Consider the following 16,662-nt stretch of genomic DNA (forward strand, 5'->3'; position numbering starts at 1 on the left):
GATTTCCGCAGGTCAGCGACCTGTCAGCTTCCCTGGGCCGTCTCGGGGCCGTTATCGGCAACCGAGGCGGCCCAGACTGTATCTACGGCGGCCCGCGTACGGGTCTCGCTCGACGGCATCAGGTGCGTGTAGGTCCGCAGCGTGAAGCCGGGGTCATGGTGACCGAGGTACTCACTCAGAGCCTTGATGCTCTCCCCCGCGTCCAGGAGCACGGACGCGTAGAAATGCCGCAGCGCGTGCATTCCGTTGTCCCGCCCGGTGGCCACGCCAGCAGCTCGTAAAGCAGGACGCCACTGGCGATCGTTGAACCGGTTGCGGTTCAGGGAGAGGCCCTCAGGACTCCGGAAGATGAGAGACGCCGTGACGGGCGGACCGTCCAACGTCTTCCAGGGCAACGTCACCTCGGCCGCAGGGAACAGGGTCAGGTGGCCGGCCAAAGCGAAGGCGATGGACTCGGGCAGGGGAACATCCCGCTCCTTGCCGCCCTTGGGTGGAGCGAACACGGGACGGTTGTGCAGCAGCTTCACTTGGCGGACCACGTGCACGACCCCGCCGAGGAAGTCGACATCCTCGACAGCCAGGCCGAACACTTCGCCTTGGCGGAGTCCGCAACCGGCCGCAGGGTCCACCAGGGCTTGGTACCGCTCAGGCAGAGCAGCCCTCACAGCCTTGACCCGGTCGACCGACCACGGCTTGACCTTGCGTGGGTCGAGGCGAGGAGCCTTGACGGACCGCGCGCTGCACGGGTTCGCCCGGATGACGCGGTCTTCCACGGCGGCCGTGAAGACCGTCGAGACGTGCGCAAAGATCCCGCGCCGGTAGGAGGCCGACAGGCCCAGGTCCTCGAGGGTGCGCATCCAGAGGCGGAGGTGCGTCGGGTTGAACGAGCCGATCGGACGCGGGCCGATGTGCGGGAGGGCGTGCAGGCGTAACCGCATCTCGACCGTCTCGCGGGTGGCAGGGTCGGTCATCTGCGTCTTCATCCACTTGGTGGCGTACTGCTCGAAGGTGACCTTGCCTGCCTCAGGGGCGATGTAGTCGCCGCGCGACATGTCGGCCTCGATGTTGGCCAACCACGTCTCGGCCCTGCGCTTCTGCTTGTCCGGGAAGCTCTTGGACTTCTCTGTGCCGTCCGGTCCGACGTAGCGGGCGCGGTAGCGGAGGCCGACGCCGTGGCGTTCAGTCTTGACCTTGACCGGCTTGCCGTTCGGGCCGGGCGCGCTCCTGTACCAGCGGTCTTGGATGTGTCCGGCCATCAGGCGGCTTCTCCCTTGTCCATGAGCGAGGCGACCCAGACGCGCACGTCCTCAGGGTCGAAGCGGAGGTGCCGGCCGACACGGAAGCCACGGGGCCCGGTGTCTTTGCGGCGCCACTGGTAAACGGTCTCGACCGGCACGCCGAGGAGGTCGGCCAGGTCGACCGGGGTCAGGTAGCGGTCGGGAAGCGGTCGCCTCATGCCCACCCCTCCGAGTCGTCCAGGGAGGCCAGTTCCTCGCGGCCGAGCTGGCGGTTCTGCCGGATGTCGTTGGCGATTGATTGGGCGAGCCAGGATTCGCCGGGGGTGTGGCCGTGCCCGGCGTAGGTCCAGTGGGCGAGCACGAGTGTGGAGCCCTCCGTGTCGTCCAGGTCTTCGGGGAGCCCGCGGGCTTGGCGTTCCTGGCGGGCGCGGTAGTCGGCCCTCACTTGGCGGAGTGCGCCGAGGGTGGTGGAGTAGCGGCGGGACTTGGTGGAGAAGTGGCCGCGGAAGCCGAGCATGTGCGACCAGCGCGCCAGCAGCCGGTCCGGGTAGTCGGCGTCCAGTTCCCAGCAGGCTTCGATGAGCCGCCGAGTGTGGGCGGGCAGGCCGAGACGGTCCAGCTCCCCCAGTTCGACAATCCGGCGGTCCACCGTGCCCGTCGTCTCGGCGGCCTTGGTGGCGTACTTGGCCACGTAGGCGGCCACGGCCTGCTCGGTCAGGTCCTCACGGCCGAGAGCCCCGATGGCCTGCACGTCGACCTGTGTTCCCCAGCGCAGTTCCCGTTCCGGAGCAGTGCCGGCGGGCGGGACGACGACCAGGACCCGAGCGGCAGCCGCCCGGATCGCGTCATCGACCAGGGGCACGGTGGCCCAGGCCGGGGGCGGCGAGTCGGGCCCGTCCGGACCGTCGAGCCGCACCACGGCGTGGAAGTGCACGGCGCCGCGCTTTTGGAACTCGGCGACCTTGCCGAACGAGACCCGGCACGCGTCGGGCAGGGCACGCTGGGAGAGCCCGGCGCGGGCGGCGATCTCCCGGCGCAGGTAGATGGTAAACCGCTGCCAGAGTTGCCCGGCGTGGTTGTTCCAGAGCACGGCCGTGGCGTAGTCGTAGCGGTCCGGGTTCAGGGCCGTACCCAGGGCGGGGTCGTCGTCCTGGTGGACGAGGCCGCAGCGGCAGCGACCCGAAGAGGGCCGGTTGTGGACCGGGCCGAACGACGGGGCAGTGAGGGTGGCGAAGACGCGGGGGTGGTCCCGGACGGTGGCGGGGACGTCCTTGCGTTCGTCGCCGGTGATCCCGGCGCGGATCAGGTGGTAGGTGTCCCCCGCGTAGGTCCAGGCGCAGGAGGGGCAGCGCGAGGCGCGGCGGTTGCCGCAGGCCACCCGCAGCCGTCCACCGGGTTCGGCGGCGGTCGAGTAGGAGTACAGCGTCTCGGCGGTCTTGCGGTCTTTGGTGATCGTCCAGCCCTGGAGGTGGATCGGGTCCGAGCAGCCGCCCGTGCGCCGGATCTGTTCGCGCCAGCGGTCGAAGCCGGGGGTGTTGGCGACGCGCAGCAGGTCGGCCACGGTGATCGGGTCCTGGCCTACGGCCGTCGCCACGTCAGCAACGGCGGCCGAGGGAATGGGGAAGTGCGTCATGCGGCCACCGCCCGAAGCCGAGGAGCGTGGACCGGGGCGGCGGTGGCGAAGAGGTGATCGAGCGCGGTCAGATAGCCCGAGGTGAGCGGGGCCGGACCGAGGCGACGCAGATGCATGACCGGTGAGAGCACCGGGACCAAGCCGTCAACGGGCGTGGTCACGAGGAGATCGTCATCCGCCCGCACCACATCCGCGTGCAGCCCCGAGTGCTCGCCCAGCCGGACACCAGGCACCGCCAGGAGCGAGGGGAAGACGTCCGCCAGCGTCACGGGAGAAGTGCCGACGGGGCCGACGATTCGGACCCGGACACCGGCGGCGGCCTTGTCGGCGACCAGCGCGGCCAGGTCCCACACGGCGTCGACCAGGAACAGCGGGTGCGCGACCGCCAGGTCGATGCTGCCCACAGCGTTGAGGAGGACCGAGCGCCACAGATCGAGCGGGACCACGCTGCGGGTCGGGTAGCAGGTCACCAGCTCATCCCGAGGCGTCGGCACCGACCGGTGACGATCACCCAGGGCAGGCCACAGGAGATACGGGTCCGTGTGGAGGAGCTTGGCGGCGGCGTGCGCGTTCCTCGCGTGCGGAGTGCGGCCGAGGGTGATCCAGCGCTCCACCGATTTCGGGTCGACACCGAGCCGGGAGGCCAGGCCCTCGATCGTCACATTCGCGGCCACCAACGCCGCACGCAGCCGCTCGTTCACGGTGATCGTCGCAGTGATCATGCCGCCACCGCCCCGACAGCGAGGGCGGGCAGCGGCTTGCCGGTCGCCCAGTCGAAGGGCACGGCCACCGGGCAACGCTCGCCGGAGCGGTGGACCAGGACGCCGACACCATCGCGCTTCCCCCAGTCAGCACCACCAGAGGCAGAGCACGCCTGACACGGCGATGGGACAACCTGAGCGTCCTCGGTGCGGGAGAGCGGAGCGGTTAACGGCGCAAGGTGCGTGACGTAGAGCGTCGCGGGCATGATGGAGGCTCCCTTCGTGGGACGAAGGAGGGCGGCGGACTGCTTGGCGGTAGATGCGTCGCCCTCCGGGTTTTACGGCCTGGAAGCCGCATGACCTAGCTTGCTATAGAGCAGAGTAGAGCACAAGGGATAGCGCGGCATAGGCTGTGTTATGTCGTGCTAGTCGGTACGCTCGCCGCATGACGGTTGAAGCCCACGACCCCAGGCCGAAGAAGGTCCAGATCGCCGACGCCTTGCGCGGTGAGATCGCAGCGCTCCCAGCGGGGTACCGGCTCGCTTCACTGCGGGAGTTGGCGGAGCGGTTCAAGGTCACCACCGTGACCGTGGGAAGCGCGCTCAAGGTGCTTGCCGATGAAGGCGTGATCGTCTCGGTGCCGACGCGGGGGTACTTCGTACAGTCCCCGACGGGCACGAATGAGGCCGGGCGGGATGCCAGCGGGCCTGTTAACCGAGACGAGATCAACGCTATCCACTCCGAGATTCAGCAACTTGCCGCCCGAGTAGCCGAGTTGGAGAAGCGCGCCCAGTCCCCGAGCAGTGCCTGACAGTGATCCACCATGCGGGCGGCGCGACCGGGTAACTAGGGACAGGCATGGTGTCACTGGGGGACAGCCTTGGGGCCAACCCCCTGTCACCCCCCGTGTCACCAGCTCCCCGAGTGCCAGACTCGAAGCCAAGCACCCCGACGGGAGGGCAGCACATGAGCGACGAACGGCCGGCATGGGCGCGACGTATCGCCTCAGAGCGAGAAGCCCGACAGTGGTCCCAAGCCGAAGTGGTTGCCGCCTTGCGCGCGCACGCTCCGAAGCCACTGCCCGAGGGCTCCAGCATGGTCCGCCAGTGGAAGCGGTGGGAGTCCGGCGAAGTGATGCCGAGCGACTTCTACCAACCGATCATCGCGGCCACCTTCGGCACCGTCACCCATGCGATCTTCCCGGTAACCGGGCAGCGAGACGGGAACGCGGAGATCGCCGCCGTCAGCGGCATGGAGACGCTGGACATCATCAGCAGGTTGCAGGCGTCCGACGTCGACAACGCCACGCTTGATGCCCTCCGGATCACCACCGACCGGCTGTGCTCCGAGTACCCGTATCTGCCGAGCGGGCAGCTCGCCGCCGAGGGCAGGCAGTGGCTCAAGCGTGTCGCAGCGCTCCAGTCCCAGCGGCTCACGCTCGCGCAGCACCGCGAAGTGCTCACCCTGTCCGGCTGGCTCGCACTCCTGATCGGATGCGTCGAGTACGACATGGGCGACCGGGCCGCAGCCGAGAGCACCCGGAAGGCGGCCCTGTCTTTAGCTCGTGAGTCCGGCAACGCGGAGATCTCCGGTTGGGCCCACGAGATGCGCGCCTGGTTCGCACTGACGACCGGTGACTACCGCGGAATCCTCGCGGCGTCCCAGGCCGGGACGGAGTCGGCTCCCTCGCATGGCGTTGCCGTCCAGCTTGCCGCCCAGGAGGCGAAGGGGTGGGCGCGGCTGGGTGACCGGCGACAGACCGAAGTGGCGTTGGACCGAGGGCGAAAGCTCCTCGAAGGGATGCCGTACCCCGAGAACCTGGATCACCACTTTGTGGTGGACCCGGCGAAGTTCGACTTTTACGCGATGGACTGCTACCGGCTGCTCGGAGAAGATCGGTTCGCCGAGAACCTTGCCCACGAGGTGATCCGGGCGGGCACAGACTTCGACGGTTCCGAGCGCTCACCGATGCGCATGGCCGAGGCGCGGATCACGCTCGGAGTAGTCGCGGCACGACAGGGCGACTTGGACCAGGCCGTGAACTACGGCGAGTGGGCCCTGCGAGGCGACCGGCAGTCACTGCCGTCCCTGCTCATGGTCAGCCGCGAGCTTGCAGCCATCGTCAACCGAGACTTCTCCAAGGAAGCGACGGGCCGGGAGTACCTGGATCACCTGACCGCGCTGAGTCGCGCAAGCTAGGCCTGTTACAGGTTTCTCTACCTCGATCAAGGCGCTTCTGCCGCGCACGGCGCGGCAGCGCGCGGCCCGTCGGCCGGGCCGCCGCTCCTGTCTTCGCCCCACGGCCACCCGCCCGCCGGCCGCACGCCGAAACGGCGAAGGGTTGACGGTGGAGGAGGTCCGCTGTGGCTGGGGCGGTCGGCTCCACGGCTTTAGGCAGCCACCATGGGGCGAGCCTCGAAGATCGGGGCCCACATCGGGCCTTAACGGGCAGGTCCACAGACTGCCCGATTTCGCTGACCAGCGTACGGGCCCCGATCTCTCGCCCCATGGCAGCTCCCGCCCAAAGCCGCTACGCCGACCTGAGATGCAACGCAACTGGACGTAGCGTCAGTCCACAAAGATGTCTACGACGGTTACAACCACCAAGACGATCGTTGCCGCTGCCAGCACCCACGTCGCCCTGTTCAAGCTGTCGGAAGCGAGCTTTGCAGCCGCTCGGTCGTCCCGCGCCGCTGCTAGCCGATCCAAGACCAATTGGGCCTCAATCTTCATCTTCAGCGCATCCCGCCGCTCCTCCGACGAGGGCCCCCAGCCCTCCAATCGAGATAGCCACCCTGAGTACGGCTCGGGGAAGTCGTCATCATCTGCCATAGCTCCAGTACAGCCAGCCCAGTGTTCCCGCGCATCCCGTCGTTCCCGGAGAGCCCTCCCTCGGGGCCGCCGTGGGGCCGTCGAAGGGTGCTAAACGACGACCAACGCTGACAACCGACGACAGCCAAGCCGCAGGCCGCAGCGTTGATCGATTACATGGCCGCAGGTCAGAGACCCGACCCGTCACTTCTTCGGCTTCTGACGGCCGCTCACGACAGGCGACAAGGGTCGGGCCCCTGGTACCTCGGCGCCGGGGGCCCGACCCGTTGCCACACGTGTCGTGGGGCGCTGACGTGTCCAATGGGCTGTTTCGGGCACAGCGTTGTGGCGGCGTAGGGTGGCGGCCATGGGCGACGACCGCGGATTCGACGTGTTCTCCCGGCAGTGCCCCTCGCGCGGCGCGCTGGAGCATGTGACGGGTCGCTGGGGCAGCCTGACGATGGGCGCCCTGTACGGGGAGCGGCTGCGGTTCAACGAGCTGCGCCGCCGGGTCGACGGCGTGAGCGAGAGATGCTGTCCCAGACGCTGCACGCGCTGGAGCGCGACGGGCTCGTGCACCGCGAGGCGCAGCCGACGAATCCGCCGCGCGTGGACTACGAGCTCACCCCGCTCGGCCGGGCCGTCACCGCGCAGTTGCTCGGTCTGATCCGCCTGGTCGAGGGCCGGATGCCCGAGGTGCTGCAGGCGCGGCTGCGGTACGACGCCGGCCAGACGGAGACCGGCGCCCGACGGCGGCCCGCTAGGGGACGGCGGCGTCAGGCCGTGGTGCGCGGGACCCGCTGGCAGCGGGGGCAGAAGTAGCTGGACCGGTTCATCCAGGGGCGGCGCCGCATGGGCGTGCCGCAGCGGTTGCAGGGCTCCCCCTCGCGCCCGTACGCGTCCAGGGAGCGGTCGAAGTACCCCGATTCGCCGTTCACGTTCACATACAGGCGGTCGAAGGTCGTGCCGCCGACCGCGAGGGCGGCCGTCATGACCTCGCGTACGTGGCCGAGCAGTTCCGCCGAGCGCGGCCGGGTGAGCGTCGCCGTCGGGCGGTCGTAGTGCAGCCGCGAGCGCCACAGCGCCTCGTCCGCGTAGATGTTGCCGACGCCGCTGATCAGGGACTGGTCGAGCAGTGCGCGTTTGACCGTGGTGCGGCGGGCGCGGAGCGCGGTGAGGAAGGCGGCGTCGTCGAAGAGCGGGTCGAGCGGGTCACGGGCGATGTGCGCGATGACGTCGGGCAGTCCGTCGGGGGTGTTGTCGTGCAGCGACAGACCGCCGAAGGTGCGCTGGTCGACGAAGCGGAGCTCGGTGCCGAGCGCGTCGTCGAAGCGGAGCCGGACGCGCAGGTGCTTCTCGTCCGGGGCGTCGTGCGGCTGCACCAACAGCTGGCCGCTCATGCCGAGGTGACCGAGGATCGAGATGCCCGTGTCGGTGAGCGGCAGCCAGAGGTACTTGCCGCGCCGGCAGGCATCCCCGACGGCCTGCCCCTTCAGCCGGGCCGCGAAGTCCTCGCCGCCCGCGACGTGCCGGCGAACGGCGCGCGGGTGCAGCACCTGTACCTCGGCGATCGTGCGTCCGCCGACCCAGGTGGCCAGTCCACGGCGTACGACTTCGACCTCGGGCAGCTCGGGCACGGGTTTCCTTCCGCGGGAGGGCGGGACGATGCCCGCAGCGTACCGCGCGACGCGGGGCATGCAGCCGTGAGGCCCCTCGCCGCTGGGGCGAGGGGCCTCACAGGAACTGCTGGGGAAGCGTCTGCGCGGGGAAGGACCGGCTCAGGCCGAGGCCCGGTCCGTCGGCGCCGGGGCGGCAGGGGTGTCGGCGGCCTCTTCGCCACTGCCCGCGTCCGGATCGGCCGCGGCCTGGGCCGCCGCCTTGGCGCGCTCGTCCGCGGCGGCGCGGATCTCCCGCCACGCGGACTCCGCCGCCTGCTGCTCCGCTTCCTTCTTGCTGCGGCCGGTGCCGGTGCCGTACGAGACACCACCGACGCGGGCGGCAGCAGTGAAGGTCTTCTCGTGGTCGGGTCCGGTCTCGGTGACGAGGTACTCCGGCACACCGAGTCCCTCGGCCGCGGTGAGCTCCTGGAGACTGGTCTTCCAGTCCAGGCCCGCACCGAGGTTCGAGGACTTCTCGATCAGCGGGTCGAAGAGCCGGTGCACCAGCTCGGACGCCGCTTCGAGACCCTGGTCGAGATAGACGGCGCCGATCACCGCTTCGAGGGTGTCGGCGAGGATGGAGGCCTTGTCCCGGCCGCCCGTGCCCTCTTCGCCCCGGCCCAGCCGGATGAAGGAGCCCAGTTCGAGGCCGCGGCCGACCTCCGCCAGCGCACGCGAGTTGACCACCGCGGCCCGCAGTTTGGCCAGCTGGCCTTCGGGCAGGTCGGGGTGGGTGCGGTACAGCGTGTCGGTGACCACCAGGCCGAGCACCGAGTCCCCGAGGAACTCCAGACGCTCGTTGGTGGGCAGACCGCCGTTCTCGTACGCGTACGAACGGTGGGTCAGCGCGCGCACCAGAAGGGCGGACTCGAGGCGATACCCGAGCCGCCCTTCCAGAAGCGTGTGGGACGAGGCTGCGTTGACTGTGTTCGTTGCGTCTGCCTGCTTCTTGGCAGGGGACACCTCAGACATCGGGCCTCTCACCAGCCGCTCAGACCTCGAGGACCTGGCGCTTGTTGTAGGTGCCGCAGCTCGGGCACGCGATGTGCTGCTGCTTCGGCTCCTGGCAACGCTCACACGAAACCAGGGTGGGGACCGCAGCCTTCCACTGCGACCGGCGGTGGCGCGTGTTGCTGCGCGACATCTTCCGCTTCGGAACAGCCACGGCTACTTCTCCTGCTTCTCGTCGACGCCCGCTTCGGCGCCGCCCATGTTGTCCTTCTCACCGGTTCCGAGTGAATCGGTGAGTCCCTGCAGTGCCGCCCAACGGATGTCGACGGCGTCGTGGTGGTGGTCCGGGTCGTCGTCCAGCCTGATCCCGCACTGGGGACACAGGCCGGCACAGTCCTCCCGGCACACCGGCTGCATCGGCAGTGCGAGCACCACCGCATCACGCAGCACGGGCTCGAGGTCGAACATGCCGTCCTCGAGATAGAGAATGTCCTCGTCCTCGTCGTCGACGGGCTCCGCGGGGCGGCCCCGGTCGTCGGCGTCGGGATACGTGAACATCTCCTGGAAGTCCGCGGCGACCTCTTGGCGCAGCGGCTCCAGACACCTTACGCACTCCCCCTCGGCGCTCGCACGGGCGGTGCCTGTGACGAGCACCCCTTCCATGACGGACTCGAGCCGCAGCTCCAGCTCCACCGGCTTGCCCTCGGGCACTCCGATGACGCCTTCGATGCCCAGGTCCTTGGGCGCGTCCACCGTGCGGGACAGCCGCTGGAGCGCACCGGGCCGCCGGCCCAGCTCGTGCGTGTCGAACACGAGAGGGTTGCGGTGGTCGAGGCGCGTGCTCACGGCTCTTCCTGCTTTCGGATCGTGGGGAGGGGCCGTCCCGATTCGCGGGGCGAAGCGGGCAGCCGAGATCGCGGAACTACGCGCGACCGAAGAGCCAGGATACTGGACCGGCCGCCGTAGACCCAATCCGGGCTGCTCGGCGGCCTTCCGGGCCTAGCGGCCTTCCTCGTAGCGGCGCAGCTGCTCCATGTCGATCATGCTCGTGTCGAAGAGGCTGGTCTCGTCGAGCGCCGCGCCCTGCTGGGCCTGCGACTGGGGCTGAGGCTGCTGATAGGCGTAGGGGTCCTGCTGCGCGTACTGCTGCGGGTCGTAGCCCTGCTGCTGGTACGCGGCGTACGGGTCGGTGACCTGGGCCCCGTAGCCCCCGGCGTGGGACATGCCGTCGGCGGCGTACGCCTCCTGCGGCTGGTAGCCGTACACGTCCTGCTGGGCCGGGATCTGCGGCGCCGGCTGCGGCTGGTACGCCGCGTACGTCTCCTGCCGCTCGGGCTCCGGGGCGGGGTCGGCCAGCTCGGCGAGGCCCGCCAGGTAGTCGGCGTCGCTCGTGTGCTGGTGGCCGCCCGCGGCGTCCTGGGCGGCCATGTGGGCGCCCAGATCGTCGGTGGCGATCCGGCCGTGCAGCTTCTGCCGGCCGCGGCCGACCGCGTCGAGGGTCTTGGAGAGCACGGCCTCGAAGGCACCCAGCTTGGCGTCGACGTACTCGTCCGCGCGGCGGATCAGCGTCTGCGGGTCGCTGCTGTGCTCGGGGGCGTCCTCGTCGGCGAAGCCCTGTTCGTCGAGGCCGGGACCACGGCCGAGCAGCTTCTCGCGCCCGCGGTCGACCGAGCCGATGGTCTTGGTGAGGACGACCTCGAAGTTGGCGAGCTTGGAGTCGACGTAGTCGTCGGCCTCCGCGCGGATCTCCTCCGCCTCCCGGCGCGCCTCGGCCAGGATCCGGTCCGCCCGCTCCTGGGACTCGCGGGCGACCTGGGTGTCGGAGATGAGCGATCCGCGCTCGGCGTGGGCGGACTCGATGATCCGCTCGGCTTCCTGGCGGGCCTGCTGCACGAGCTGTTCCCGGCCGCCGATGAGCTCCTGGGCCTGGGCGAGGGAGCCGGGCAGCGCCTGGCGGACCTCTTCGAGCATGGCGAGCAGCTCGGCGCGGTTGACCACGCAGGAGGCCGACATGGGCATGGACCGGGCGCTCCCGACCGCCTCGACGATCTCGTCGAGCTTCTTCTGCACGTCCACCGTGTGTTTGCCACTCTCTACAGCCGGATTGGAAACGGACGGGTCGACTGTACGGGCAGTCGGCGCCCTCTCGACACCGGGTGACGGACTGTCAGCGGCTCACTTCTCGGCGAGCCGCCGGACGAGGGCCTCGTGGACCACCGGCGGCAGCAGGTGGGAGACGTCGCCGCCCCAGGCCGCGACCTCCTTCACGAGGCTGGAGGAGAGGAAGCTGTAGGTGGGGTTGGTCGGGACGAACAGGGTCTCGACGCCCGAGAGCCCGTTGTTCATCTGGGCCATCTGCAGCTCGTAGTCGAAGTCGCTGACGGCACGCAGCCCCTTGACGATCGCGGGGATGTCGCGCTCCTTGCAGAAGTCCACGAGGAGACCGTGGTGGGACTCCACCACGACGTTGCCGTACTCGGTGGTGACCTGGCGGATCAGCTCGATCCGCTCCTCCACCGTGAACAGCCCCTTCTTGGACTGGTTGATCATCACCGCCACGTGTACGACGTCGTACAGCTTGGAGGCGCGGGCGATGATGTCGAGGTGTCCATTGGTGATGGGGTCGAACGACCCCGGACAGACTGCGCGGCGCAACTGAAGTCCCTCGCTCTCCGGTCCGGTCATGGTGCGTCTTCGCACGTAGAGGCGGCGCGACCGTACCAAAGCGTTCCTTCGCCGTAGCGACGGGCCCGCAGCGGCTCGAAACCCTTGGGCCAGTTGAATTCTCCGCCTCTGGTGCTGCGCTCCACGGTGGCGAGCGCAGCGTCCGCGAGCCAGCCCCCGCGGCGGAGTGTGAGCAGAATCTCCCGAAGATCGTCGTCGGTGACGGCGTACGGAGGGTCGAGGAAGACCACGTCGTAGGGGTGCTCGGGAGGCGGGCCCGTGACGATCTGCTCGGCCTTGCCGATACGGACCTCGGCACCGGGCAGGCCCAGCGCGCGGACGTTCTCCCGGACGGTGCGGGCGGCGCGGGCGTCGGCCTCGACCAGCAGGGCGTGGGCCGCGCCGCGGGACAGGGCCTCCAGGCCGACGGCGCCCGAGCCCGCGTACAGATCCGCGACGCGCACGCCGTCGAGGCTGCCGAGCTGGGACTCCCAGCTGGAGAACAGCCCCTCCCGGGCGCGGTCGGACGTGGGGCGGGTGCCGTTGCCGGGCGGAACGGCGAGGCGGCGTCCGCCGGCCGCACCGGCGATCACGCGGGTCATCTCGGGCCTCTCTGTGCGGGCTGACCTCCCAAGTCTCTCAGCCCTTGTCGAGATACCGCTCCCGAGTCTCTCAGCCCTTGTCGAGGTACTGCTCCCGCTCCTTGTCGAGCAGGGCGTCCAGCGCGATCCGCAGCCCGGGCAGGTGCTCCAGGTCCGGGTCGGCCTGCACGACGGCGGCGGCCTCCTCGCGGGCGGCGGCGATGACCTCCTCGTCCTCGATGACGGCGAGCATCCGCAGCGAGGAGCGCACGCCGGACTGGGCCTGGCCGAGCACATCGCCCTCGCGGCGCTGCTCCAGGTCGATCCGGGAGAGCTCGAAGCCGTCCAGCGTGGCCGCGACCGCGCCGAGCCGGACGCGGGCGGGGCTCGCCTCGGGCATCTCGGTGACCAGCAGGCACAGCCCGGGCGCGGAGCCGCGACCGACACGGCCACGGAGCTGGTGGAGCTGGGAGACGCCGAAGCGGTCCGCGTCCATGATCACCATGGCCGTGGCGTTCGGCACGTTCACTCCGACCTCGATGACCGTGGTGGCGACCAGCACGTCCACGTCGCCCGCGGCGAAGCGGCGCATCACGTCGTCCTTGTCGTCGGGCGCCATCCGCCCGTGCAGGATCTCGACGCGCAGTCCGGCGAGGGGGCCGCGCGTCAGCTGTTCGGCGACCTCCAGGACCGCGAGCGGCGGCCGCTTCTCCGCCTCGTCCTCGGCCGACTTCTTCTTCGGCTTCTCGTCCTCGGCGTCGCCGATCCGGGGGCAGACCACGTACGCCTGGTGGCCGCCCTCGACCTCCTCGCGCACCCGCTCCCAGGCGCGGGCCAGGAAGTGCGGCTTGTCGGCGGCCGGAACCACGTGGCTGGCGATCGGCGACCGTCCGGCCGGCAACTGGTCGAGCACGGAGGTCTCCAGGTCGCCGAAGACCGTCATCGCGACCGTACGCGGGATGGGGGTGGCGGTCATGACCAGCAGATGCGGCGGCTGCTTCCCCTTGGAACGCAGGGCGTCGCGCTGCTCCACGCCGAAGCGGTGCTGCTCGTCGACGACGACGAGGCCGAGGTCGTGGAACTGCACCTTGTCCTCGATCAGGGCGTGGGTGCCGATGACGATGCCCGCCTCGCCGGTGACCAGGTCGAGCAGCGCCTGGCGGCGCGCCGGCGCGCCCATCGAACCGGTCAGCAGCACGACCTTGGTGCCCTGGTCCGAGCCCCCCAGCATGCCGCCCTCCGCGAGGTCGCCCATCATCTCGGTGATCGAGCGGTGGTGCTGCTGGGCCAGGACCTCGGTGGGCGCGAGCATCGCGGCCTGTCCGCCCGCGTCGACGACGGCGAGCATCGCCCGCAGCGCGACCATCGTCTTGCCGCTGCCCACCTCGCCCTGGAGGAGGCGGTGCATGGGGTGCTCGGTGGCCAGGTCGTCGAAGATCTCCTTGCTCACCGAGCGCTGGCCCTCGGTGAGGGTGAAGGGCAGCTTGGCGTCGAAGGCGTCGAGCAGGCCGTCGGGCACCGGCCTGCGGGCGACGGCGGGCAGCTGGGTGTCCGCGAACCTGCGGCGGGCGAGGGCGACCTGGAGGACGAACGCCTCGTCCCACTTCAGCCGCTGCCGCGCGGCTTCGATGTCGGCTTTGGTGCGCGGCCGGTGGATCCGGTGCAGGGCGTCGGGCAGGTCGGTCAGCCCGCGGCCCTCGCGCAGGGCGGGCGGCAGCGGGTCGACGGCCTCCCGCGCGCTGGGCAGGACGGCGTCGACCGCCTTGGCGATCTTCCAGGACTCCAGCTTGGTGGTGGCCGGGTAGATCGGGATGAGCGCCCCGGCCCAGCTGTCCACGGCCTCCTCGCCGTCGTCGCCGCGCAGCAGCTCGTAGGCGGGGTGGGCGAGCTGGAGCCTGCGGTTGAACATCGAGACCTTGCCGGCGAACATCGCGCGGGTGCCCGGCAGCAGGTCCTTGTGCGGCTTGTGCACGCCCTTGCCGAAGAAGACCAGCTGGAGCCGGCCGCTGCCGTCGGTGATGGTCACCTCCAGCCTCCGTCCTCGGCCCTGGTTGAAGGTCAGGACGCGCGCGTCGGCGACGCGGGCGACCACCGTGACGTGCTCGTCCAGCGGCAGCTCGGCCAGCGACGTCAGCTCGCCGCGCTCCGCGTACCGCCGGGGGTAGTGGTGCAGCAGGTCACCGAGGGTGTGCAGGTCGAGGTGCTCGGCCATCACCTTCGCGGTGGCGGCTCCGAGCGCGTTCTTGAGAGGTTCGTCGAGCGCGGGCACGCCATCCATTGCACACCACACCACCGACAGTCGTCGCGCACCTGTGGACAACGCGCGCCCGGCGGCGCCCGTGCGCCTACTCCACGCCGATGAGCAGCGGCGTCCCGCGGCCGCCGCCCTCGTAGACGAGGGTGTCGACGGCGAGGTAGCCCTCGCGGACGTGGGCCTCCAGCTGTGCGGCGAGGACGGCGGAGACGCCGTCGCCGAGCACGAGGGTGACCAGCTCGCCGCCGGAGGAGAGCATCCGGTCCAGGACCGTGAGCGCCGTGTCGGTGAGGTCCTTGCCGATGACGGCGACGTCGCCGTCGATCAGGCCCAGTACGTCACCGGCCTGGCACACGCCGGCCGACGTCCACGACTGCCGTTCCGCCACGGCGAGTTCGGCGTACCGGGTCGCGCCCGCGGCCGCCGACATGGCGACCACGTCCTCGTCGAAGCGGCGGTCCGGCTCGTGGACGGCGAGCGCCGCGATGCCCTGGACCGCCGAGCGGGTCGGGATGAGCGCCACGCGCACGCCTTCCGCGCGGGCCTGTTCCGCCGCGGCCGCGGCGGTGTGCCGCAGGGACGCGTCGTTGGGGAGCAGGACGACCTCGCGGGCGTGCGCCCGGCGGATCGCGTCGACCAGTTCGCCGCTGGCCGGCGGCTCCCCCGGCCGCATGGGCACGGTGGTGGCGCCCGCCTGGTCGCACAGGTCGACCAGGCCGTCGCCGGGAACGACCGCGACGACCGCCCGCTGCACCCGCTCGCGTGGTTCCGCGGCCGGCTCGGCGGCCTGGGCGCCGAAGTGGGTGATCCGGATCCGGTACGGCCGCCCCGCCTCGACGCCCGCCTCGACGGCGGCGCCCGCGTCGTCCACATGGACGTGGACGTTCCACAGGCCGTCGCCGCCGACGACGACGAGCGAGTCGCCGAGCCCGTCGAGCCGGGTGCGCAGCCCCGCGACGGCCTCGTCGTCCGCCTCCAGCAGGTAGATCACCTCGAAGGCGGGCCCGCCGCCTTCGCACGGTTCGACGGCACGGGCCTGGAGCGCCGGCCGCACCGCCGAGAGCTCGGGCGCGGCCGGCGCCTCGCCGGACACGGCCTCCACCAGGGCGCCGAGTACCGCGAGCAGCCCGCGCCCGCCCGCGTCGACGACGCCGGCCCGGCCCAGGATCGCCAACTGGCGCGGGGTCTCGTCGAGGGCGGCCCGCGCGCCGGCGTAGGCCGCGTGGAGCGCGTCGGACGGGGTGTTCTCCGCCGCGTCGGCGGCGGCCGCGGCCACGGTGAGGATGGTGCCCTCGACGGGGTGGGCGACGGCTTCGCGCGCCATCTCGGCGGCCCGCCGCAGGGCTCCGGCCAGCTGGTCCCCGGTTCCAATGCGCTCGGCCATGCCCCGCAGCAGCTGGGCGAGGATCGTGCCCGAGTTGCCCCGGGCGCCTATCAGCGCACCGTGGGCCATCGCGTGCATCACGTCGGCGAGCGAGGGCGCCGACCGCCCGGTCTCGTGGGCGGCGAAGACGGCCTCCACGGCCTGCGCAGCCGACTCCGCCGTCAGGTAGAGGTTCGTGCCGGTGTCCCCGTCCGCGACCGGGTAGACGTTGATCGCGTCGATCTCCTCGCGCTCCCGGCCGAGGGCCTCCAGCGCCAGCGAGCACCAGGCGCGTACCGCTGCGGCGTCCATCGTCTGCGGCACCTGGTGGTCCTCCTCGGTCGGCCGTGCGGGCCGTGGGCGGCGGGGTGCCTCGCAGCGTAGACCCCGGCCCCCACCAGGCACGGGGGAGGGTACGGAGGAAGCCATGGTAGTTTCGTATCTCGGACGCAGCCGTTGTATGCTGCTCCGGTTGCCCGATGAGAATCGGGCCATTCCCCCGGCAAGCCACTTCAGATCACTGATTCCGGCACGCCGGATTTCACTGTAAGTGCATCTGAAGTCTTTGGAGTGACCCGTGGCTGCCAACTGCGACGTCTGCGGCAAGGGGCCGGGCTTCGGCAACAACATTTCGCACTCGCACCGCCGTACGTCCCGTCGCTGGAACCCGAACATCCAGCGCGTGCGTGCCGTGGTCGGTCGGACGCCGAAGCGGCTCAACGTCTGCACCTCGTGCATCAAGGCCGGCAAGGTCTCGCGCTAACCGCGACGTTTCGTCGTAGCGCAGCCCCTGCGGTTGCCTTGAAAG

17 protein-coding genes and 1 pseudogene are annotated in these 16,662 nt (G+C 70.6%); 4 read left to right on the plus strand and 14 right to left on the minus strand.

Annotation, left to right across the window (positions count from 1 at the left end; all coding sequences use genetic code 11):
- Window positions 1-23 precede the first annotated feature (23 nt).
- From ACLB9X_RS21970 to ACLB9X_RS21985, 4 genes are read right to left on the minus strand one after another with little or no spacing between them, the layout of a single operon-like run.
- The gene (locus ACLB9X_RS21970; RefSeq protein WP_410362087.1) at window positions 24-1,256 is read right to left on the minus strand and encodes a tyrosine-type recombinase/integrase; all 1,233 of its coding nucleotides are present in this window, start codon (window positions 1,254-1,256) and stop codon (window positions 24-26) included.
- Window positions 1,256-1,456 (minus strand): helix-turn-helix transcriptional regulator, encoded by a 201-nt coding sequence (locus ACLB9X_RS21975; RefSeq protein ID WP_410362088.1) that lies wholly within the window; start codon window positions 1,454-1,456, stop codon window positions 1,256-1,258. The genes ACLB9X_RS21970 and ACLB9X_RS21975 overlap by 1 nt, the downstream gene beginning before the upstream one ends.
- Entirely contained in the window at window positions 1,453-2,871 is a 1,419-nt protein-coding gene (gene repSA, locus ACLB9X_RS21980) for a replication initiator protein RepSA (RefSeq protein WP_410362089.1), read from the minus strand. Before repSA ends, ACLB9X_RS21975 begins: the two co-directional genes overlap by 4 nt.
- Window positions 2,868-3,593 carry a helix-turn-helix domain-containing protein gene (locus ACLB9X_RS21985; RefSeq protein ID WP_410362090.1) on the minus strand — a complete coding sequence of 242 codons (726 nt, stop codon included), beginning with the start codon at window positions 3,591-3,593 and terminating at the stop codon, window positions 2,868-2,870. The genes repSA and ACLB9X_RS21985 overlap by 4 nt, the downstream gene beginning before the upstream one ends.
- Window positions 3,594-4,017: 424 nt before the next feature.
- Here ACLB9X_RS21985 and ACLB9X_RS21990 point away from each other — a divergent pair, with 424 nt between their 5' ends.
- On the plus strand, window positions 4,018-4,383 hold the full coding sequence (locus ACLB9X_RS21990) for a GntR family transcriptional regulator (protein WP_410362091.1): 366 nt from the start codon (window positions 4,018-4,020) through the stop codon (window positions 4,381-4,383).
- A 242-nt stretch (window positions 4,384-4,625) separates the two neighbouring features.
- On the plus strand, window positions 4,626-5,771 hold the full coding sequence (locus ACLB9X_RS21995) for an XRE family transcriptional regulator (protein WP_410362092.1): 1,146 nt from the start codon (window positions 4,626-4,628) through the stop codon (window positions 5,769-5,771).
- A gap of 369 nt (window positions 5,772-6,140) precedes the next feature.
- Here ACLB9X_RS21995 and ACLB9X_RS22000 read toward each other — a convergent pair whose 3' ends face one another.
- Entirely contained in the window at window positions 6,141-6,404 is a 264-nt protein-coding gene (locus ACLB9X_RS22000; RefSeq protein ID WP_410362093.1) for a hypothetical protein, read from the minus strand.
- Between the two features lie 346 nt (window positions 6,405-6,750).
- Here ACLB9X_RS22000 and ACLB9X_RS22005 point away from each other — a divergent pair.
- Window positions 6,751-7,205, plus strand: a pseudogene (locus tag ACLB9X_RS22005) (winged helix-turn-helix transcriptional regulator).
- Here ACLB9X_RS22005 and mutM read toward each other — a convergent pair.
- From mutM to ACLB9X_RS22050, 9 genes are all read right to left on the minus strand, one after another.
- The gene (mutM, locus tag ACLB9X_RS22010) at window positions 7,160-8,020 is read right to left on the minus strand and encodes a bifunctional DNA-formamidopyrimidine glycosylase/DNA-(apurinic or apyrimidinic site) lyase (protein ID WP_410362094.1); all 861 of its coding nucleotides are present in this window, start codon (window positions 8,018-8,020) and stop codon (window positions 7,160-7,162) included. The pseudogene ACLB9X_RS22005 and the gene mutM overlap by 46 nt on opposite strands.
- 141 nt (window positions 8,021-8,161) lie before the next feature.
- Window positions 8,162-9,013, minus strand: coding sequence for a ribonuclease III (rnc, locus tag ACLB9X_RS22015; protein WP_410362095.1), 852 nt, complete (start codon window positions 9,011-9,013; stop codon window positions 8,162-8,164).
- Window positions 9,014-9,032: 19 nt separating this feature from the next.
- Complete coding sequence (gene rpmF, locus ACLB9X_RS22020; protein WP_026165248.1) at window positions 9,033-9,206, minus strand: 50S ribosomal protein L32; 174 nt, start codon at window positions 9,204-9,206, stop codon at window positions 9,033-9,035.
- A gap of 2 nt (window positions 9,207-9,208) precedes the next feature.
- A complete protein-coding gene (locus tag ACLB9X_RS22025; protein ID WP_410362096.1) occupies window positions 9,209-9,838 on the minus strand; it encodes a YceD family protein in 630 nt (209 codons plus the stop codon).
- Between the two features lie 153 nt (window positions 9,839-9,991).
- Window positions 9,992-11,068 (minus strand): ATP synthase F0 subunit B, encoded by a 1,077-nt coding sequence (locus ACLB9X_RS22030; RefSeq protein WP_410362097.1) that lies wholly within the window; start codon window positions 11,066-11,068, stop codon window positions 9,992-9,994.
- Window positions 11,069-11,167: 99 nt separating this feature from the next.
- On the minus strand, window positions 11,168-11,647 hold the full coding sequence (coaD, locus tag ACLB9X_RS22035) for a pantetheine-phosphate adenylyltransferase (protein WP_218183855.1): 480 nt from the start codon (window positions 11,645-11,647) through the stop codon (window positions 11,168-11,170).
- Between the two features lie 26 nt (window positions 11,648-11,673).
- Window positions 11,674-12,258 carry a 16S rRNA (guanine(966)-N(2))-methyltransferase RsmD gene (rsmD, locus tag ACLB9X_RS22040; RefSeq protein ID WP_410362098.1) on the minus strand — a complete coding sequence of 195 codons (585 nt, stop codon included), beginning with the start codon at window positions 12,256-12,258 and terminating at the stop codon, window positions 11,674-11,676.
- A 70-nt stretch (window positions 12,259-12,328) separates the two neighbouring features.
- Complete coding sequence (gene recG, locus ACLB9X_RS22045) at window positions 12,329-14,515, minus strand: ATP-dependent DNA helicase RecG (RefSeq protein WP_410362099.1); 2,187 nt, start codon at window positions 14,513-14,515, stop codon at window positions 12,329-12,331.
- Window positions 14,516-14,582: 67 nt separating this feature from the next.
- Window positions 14,583-16,166: a DAK2 domain-containing protein gene (locus ACLB9X_RS22050; RefSeq protein ID WP_410362207.1), complete on the minus strand. Its 1,584-nt coding sequence runs from the start codon at window positions 16,164-16,166 to the stop codon at window positions 14,583-14,585.
- Window positions 16,167-16,431: 265 nt separating this feature from the next.
- On the opposite strand from ACLB9X_RS22050, the gene rpmB reads away from it, so the two are divergent.
- The gene (gene rpmB, locus ACLB9X_RS22055; RefSeq protein WP_003957616.1) at window positions 16,432-16,617 is read left to right on the plus strand and encodes a 50S ribosomal protein L28; all 186 of its coding nucleotides are present in this window, start codon (window positions 16,432-16,434) and stop codon (window positions 16,615-16,617) included.
- Window positions 16,618-16,662: the final 45 nt, after the last annotated feature.

The sequence above is a fragment of the Streptomyces sp. 5K101 genome (assembly GCF_046506645.1).
Taxonomy (GTDB): Bacteria; Actinomycetota; Actinomycetes; order Streptomycetales; family Streptomycetaceae; genus Streptomyces.

What these genes read in the sequence shown, in the direction of transcription:
- ACLB9X_RS21975 (WP_410362088.1), bottom strand. Translation starts at nt 1,456, where the DNA reads ATGAGGCGACCGCTTCCCGACCGCTACCTGACCCCGGTCGACCTGGCC.
- ACLB9X_RS21985 (WP_410362090.1), bottom strand. Translation starts at nt 3,593, where the DNA reads ATGATCACTGCGACGATCACCGTGAACGAGCGGCTGCGTGCGGCGTTG.
- ACLB9X_RS21970 (WP_410362087.1), bottom strand. Translation starts at nt 1,256, where the DNA reads ATGGCCGGACACATCCAAGACCGCTGGTACAGGAGCGCGCCCGGCCCG.
- ACLB9X_RS21990 (WP_410362091.1), top strand. Translation starts at nt 4,018, where the DNA reads ATGACGGTTGAAGCCCACGACCCCAGGCCGAAGAAGGTCCAGATCGCC.
- ACLB9X_RS22000 (WP_410362093.1), bottom strand. Translation starts at nt 6,404, where the DNA reads ATGGCAGATGATGACGACTTCCCCGAGCCGTACTCAGGGTGGCTATCT.
- recG (WP_410362099.1), bottom strand. Translation starts at nt 14,515, where the DNA reads ATGGATGGCGTGCCCGCGCTCGACGAACCTCTCAAGAACGCGCTCGGA.
- repSA (WP_410362089.1), bottom strand. Translation starts at nt 2,871, where the DNA reads ATGACGCACTTCCCCATTCCCTCGGCCGCCGTTGCTGACGTGGCGACG.
- rnc (WP_410362095.1), bottom strand. Translation starts at nt 9,013, where the DNA reads ATGTCTGAGGTGTCCCCTGCCAAGAAGCAGGCAGACGCAACGAACACA.
- rsmD (WP_410362098.1), bottom strand. Translation starts at nt 12,258, where the DNA reads ATGACCCGCGTGATCGCCGGTGCGGCCGGCGGACGCCGCCTCGCCGTT.
- ACLB9X_RS22050 (WP_410362207.1), bottom strand. Translation starts at nt 16,166, where the DNA reads ATGGACGCCGCAGCGGTACGCGCCTGGTGCTCGCTGGCGCTGGAGGCC.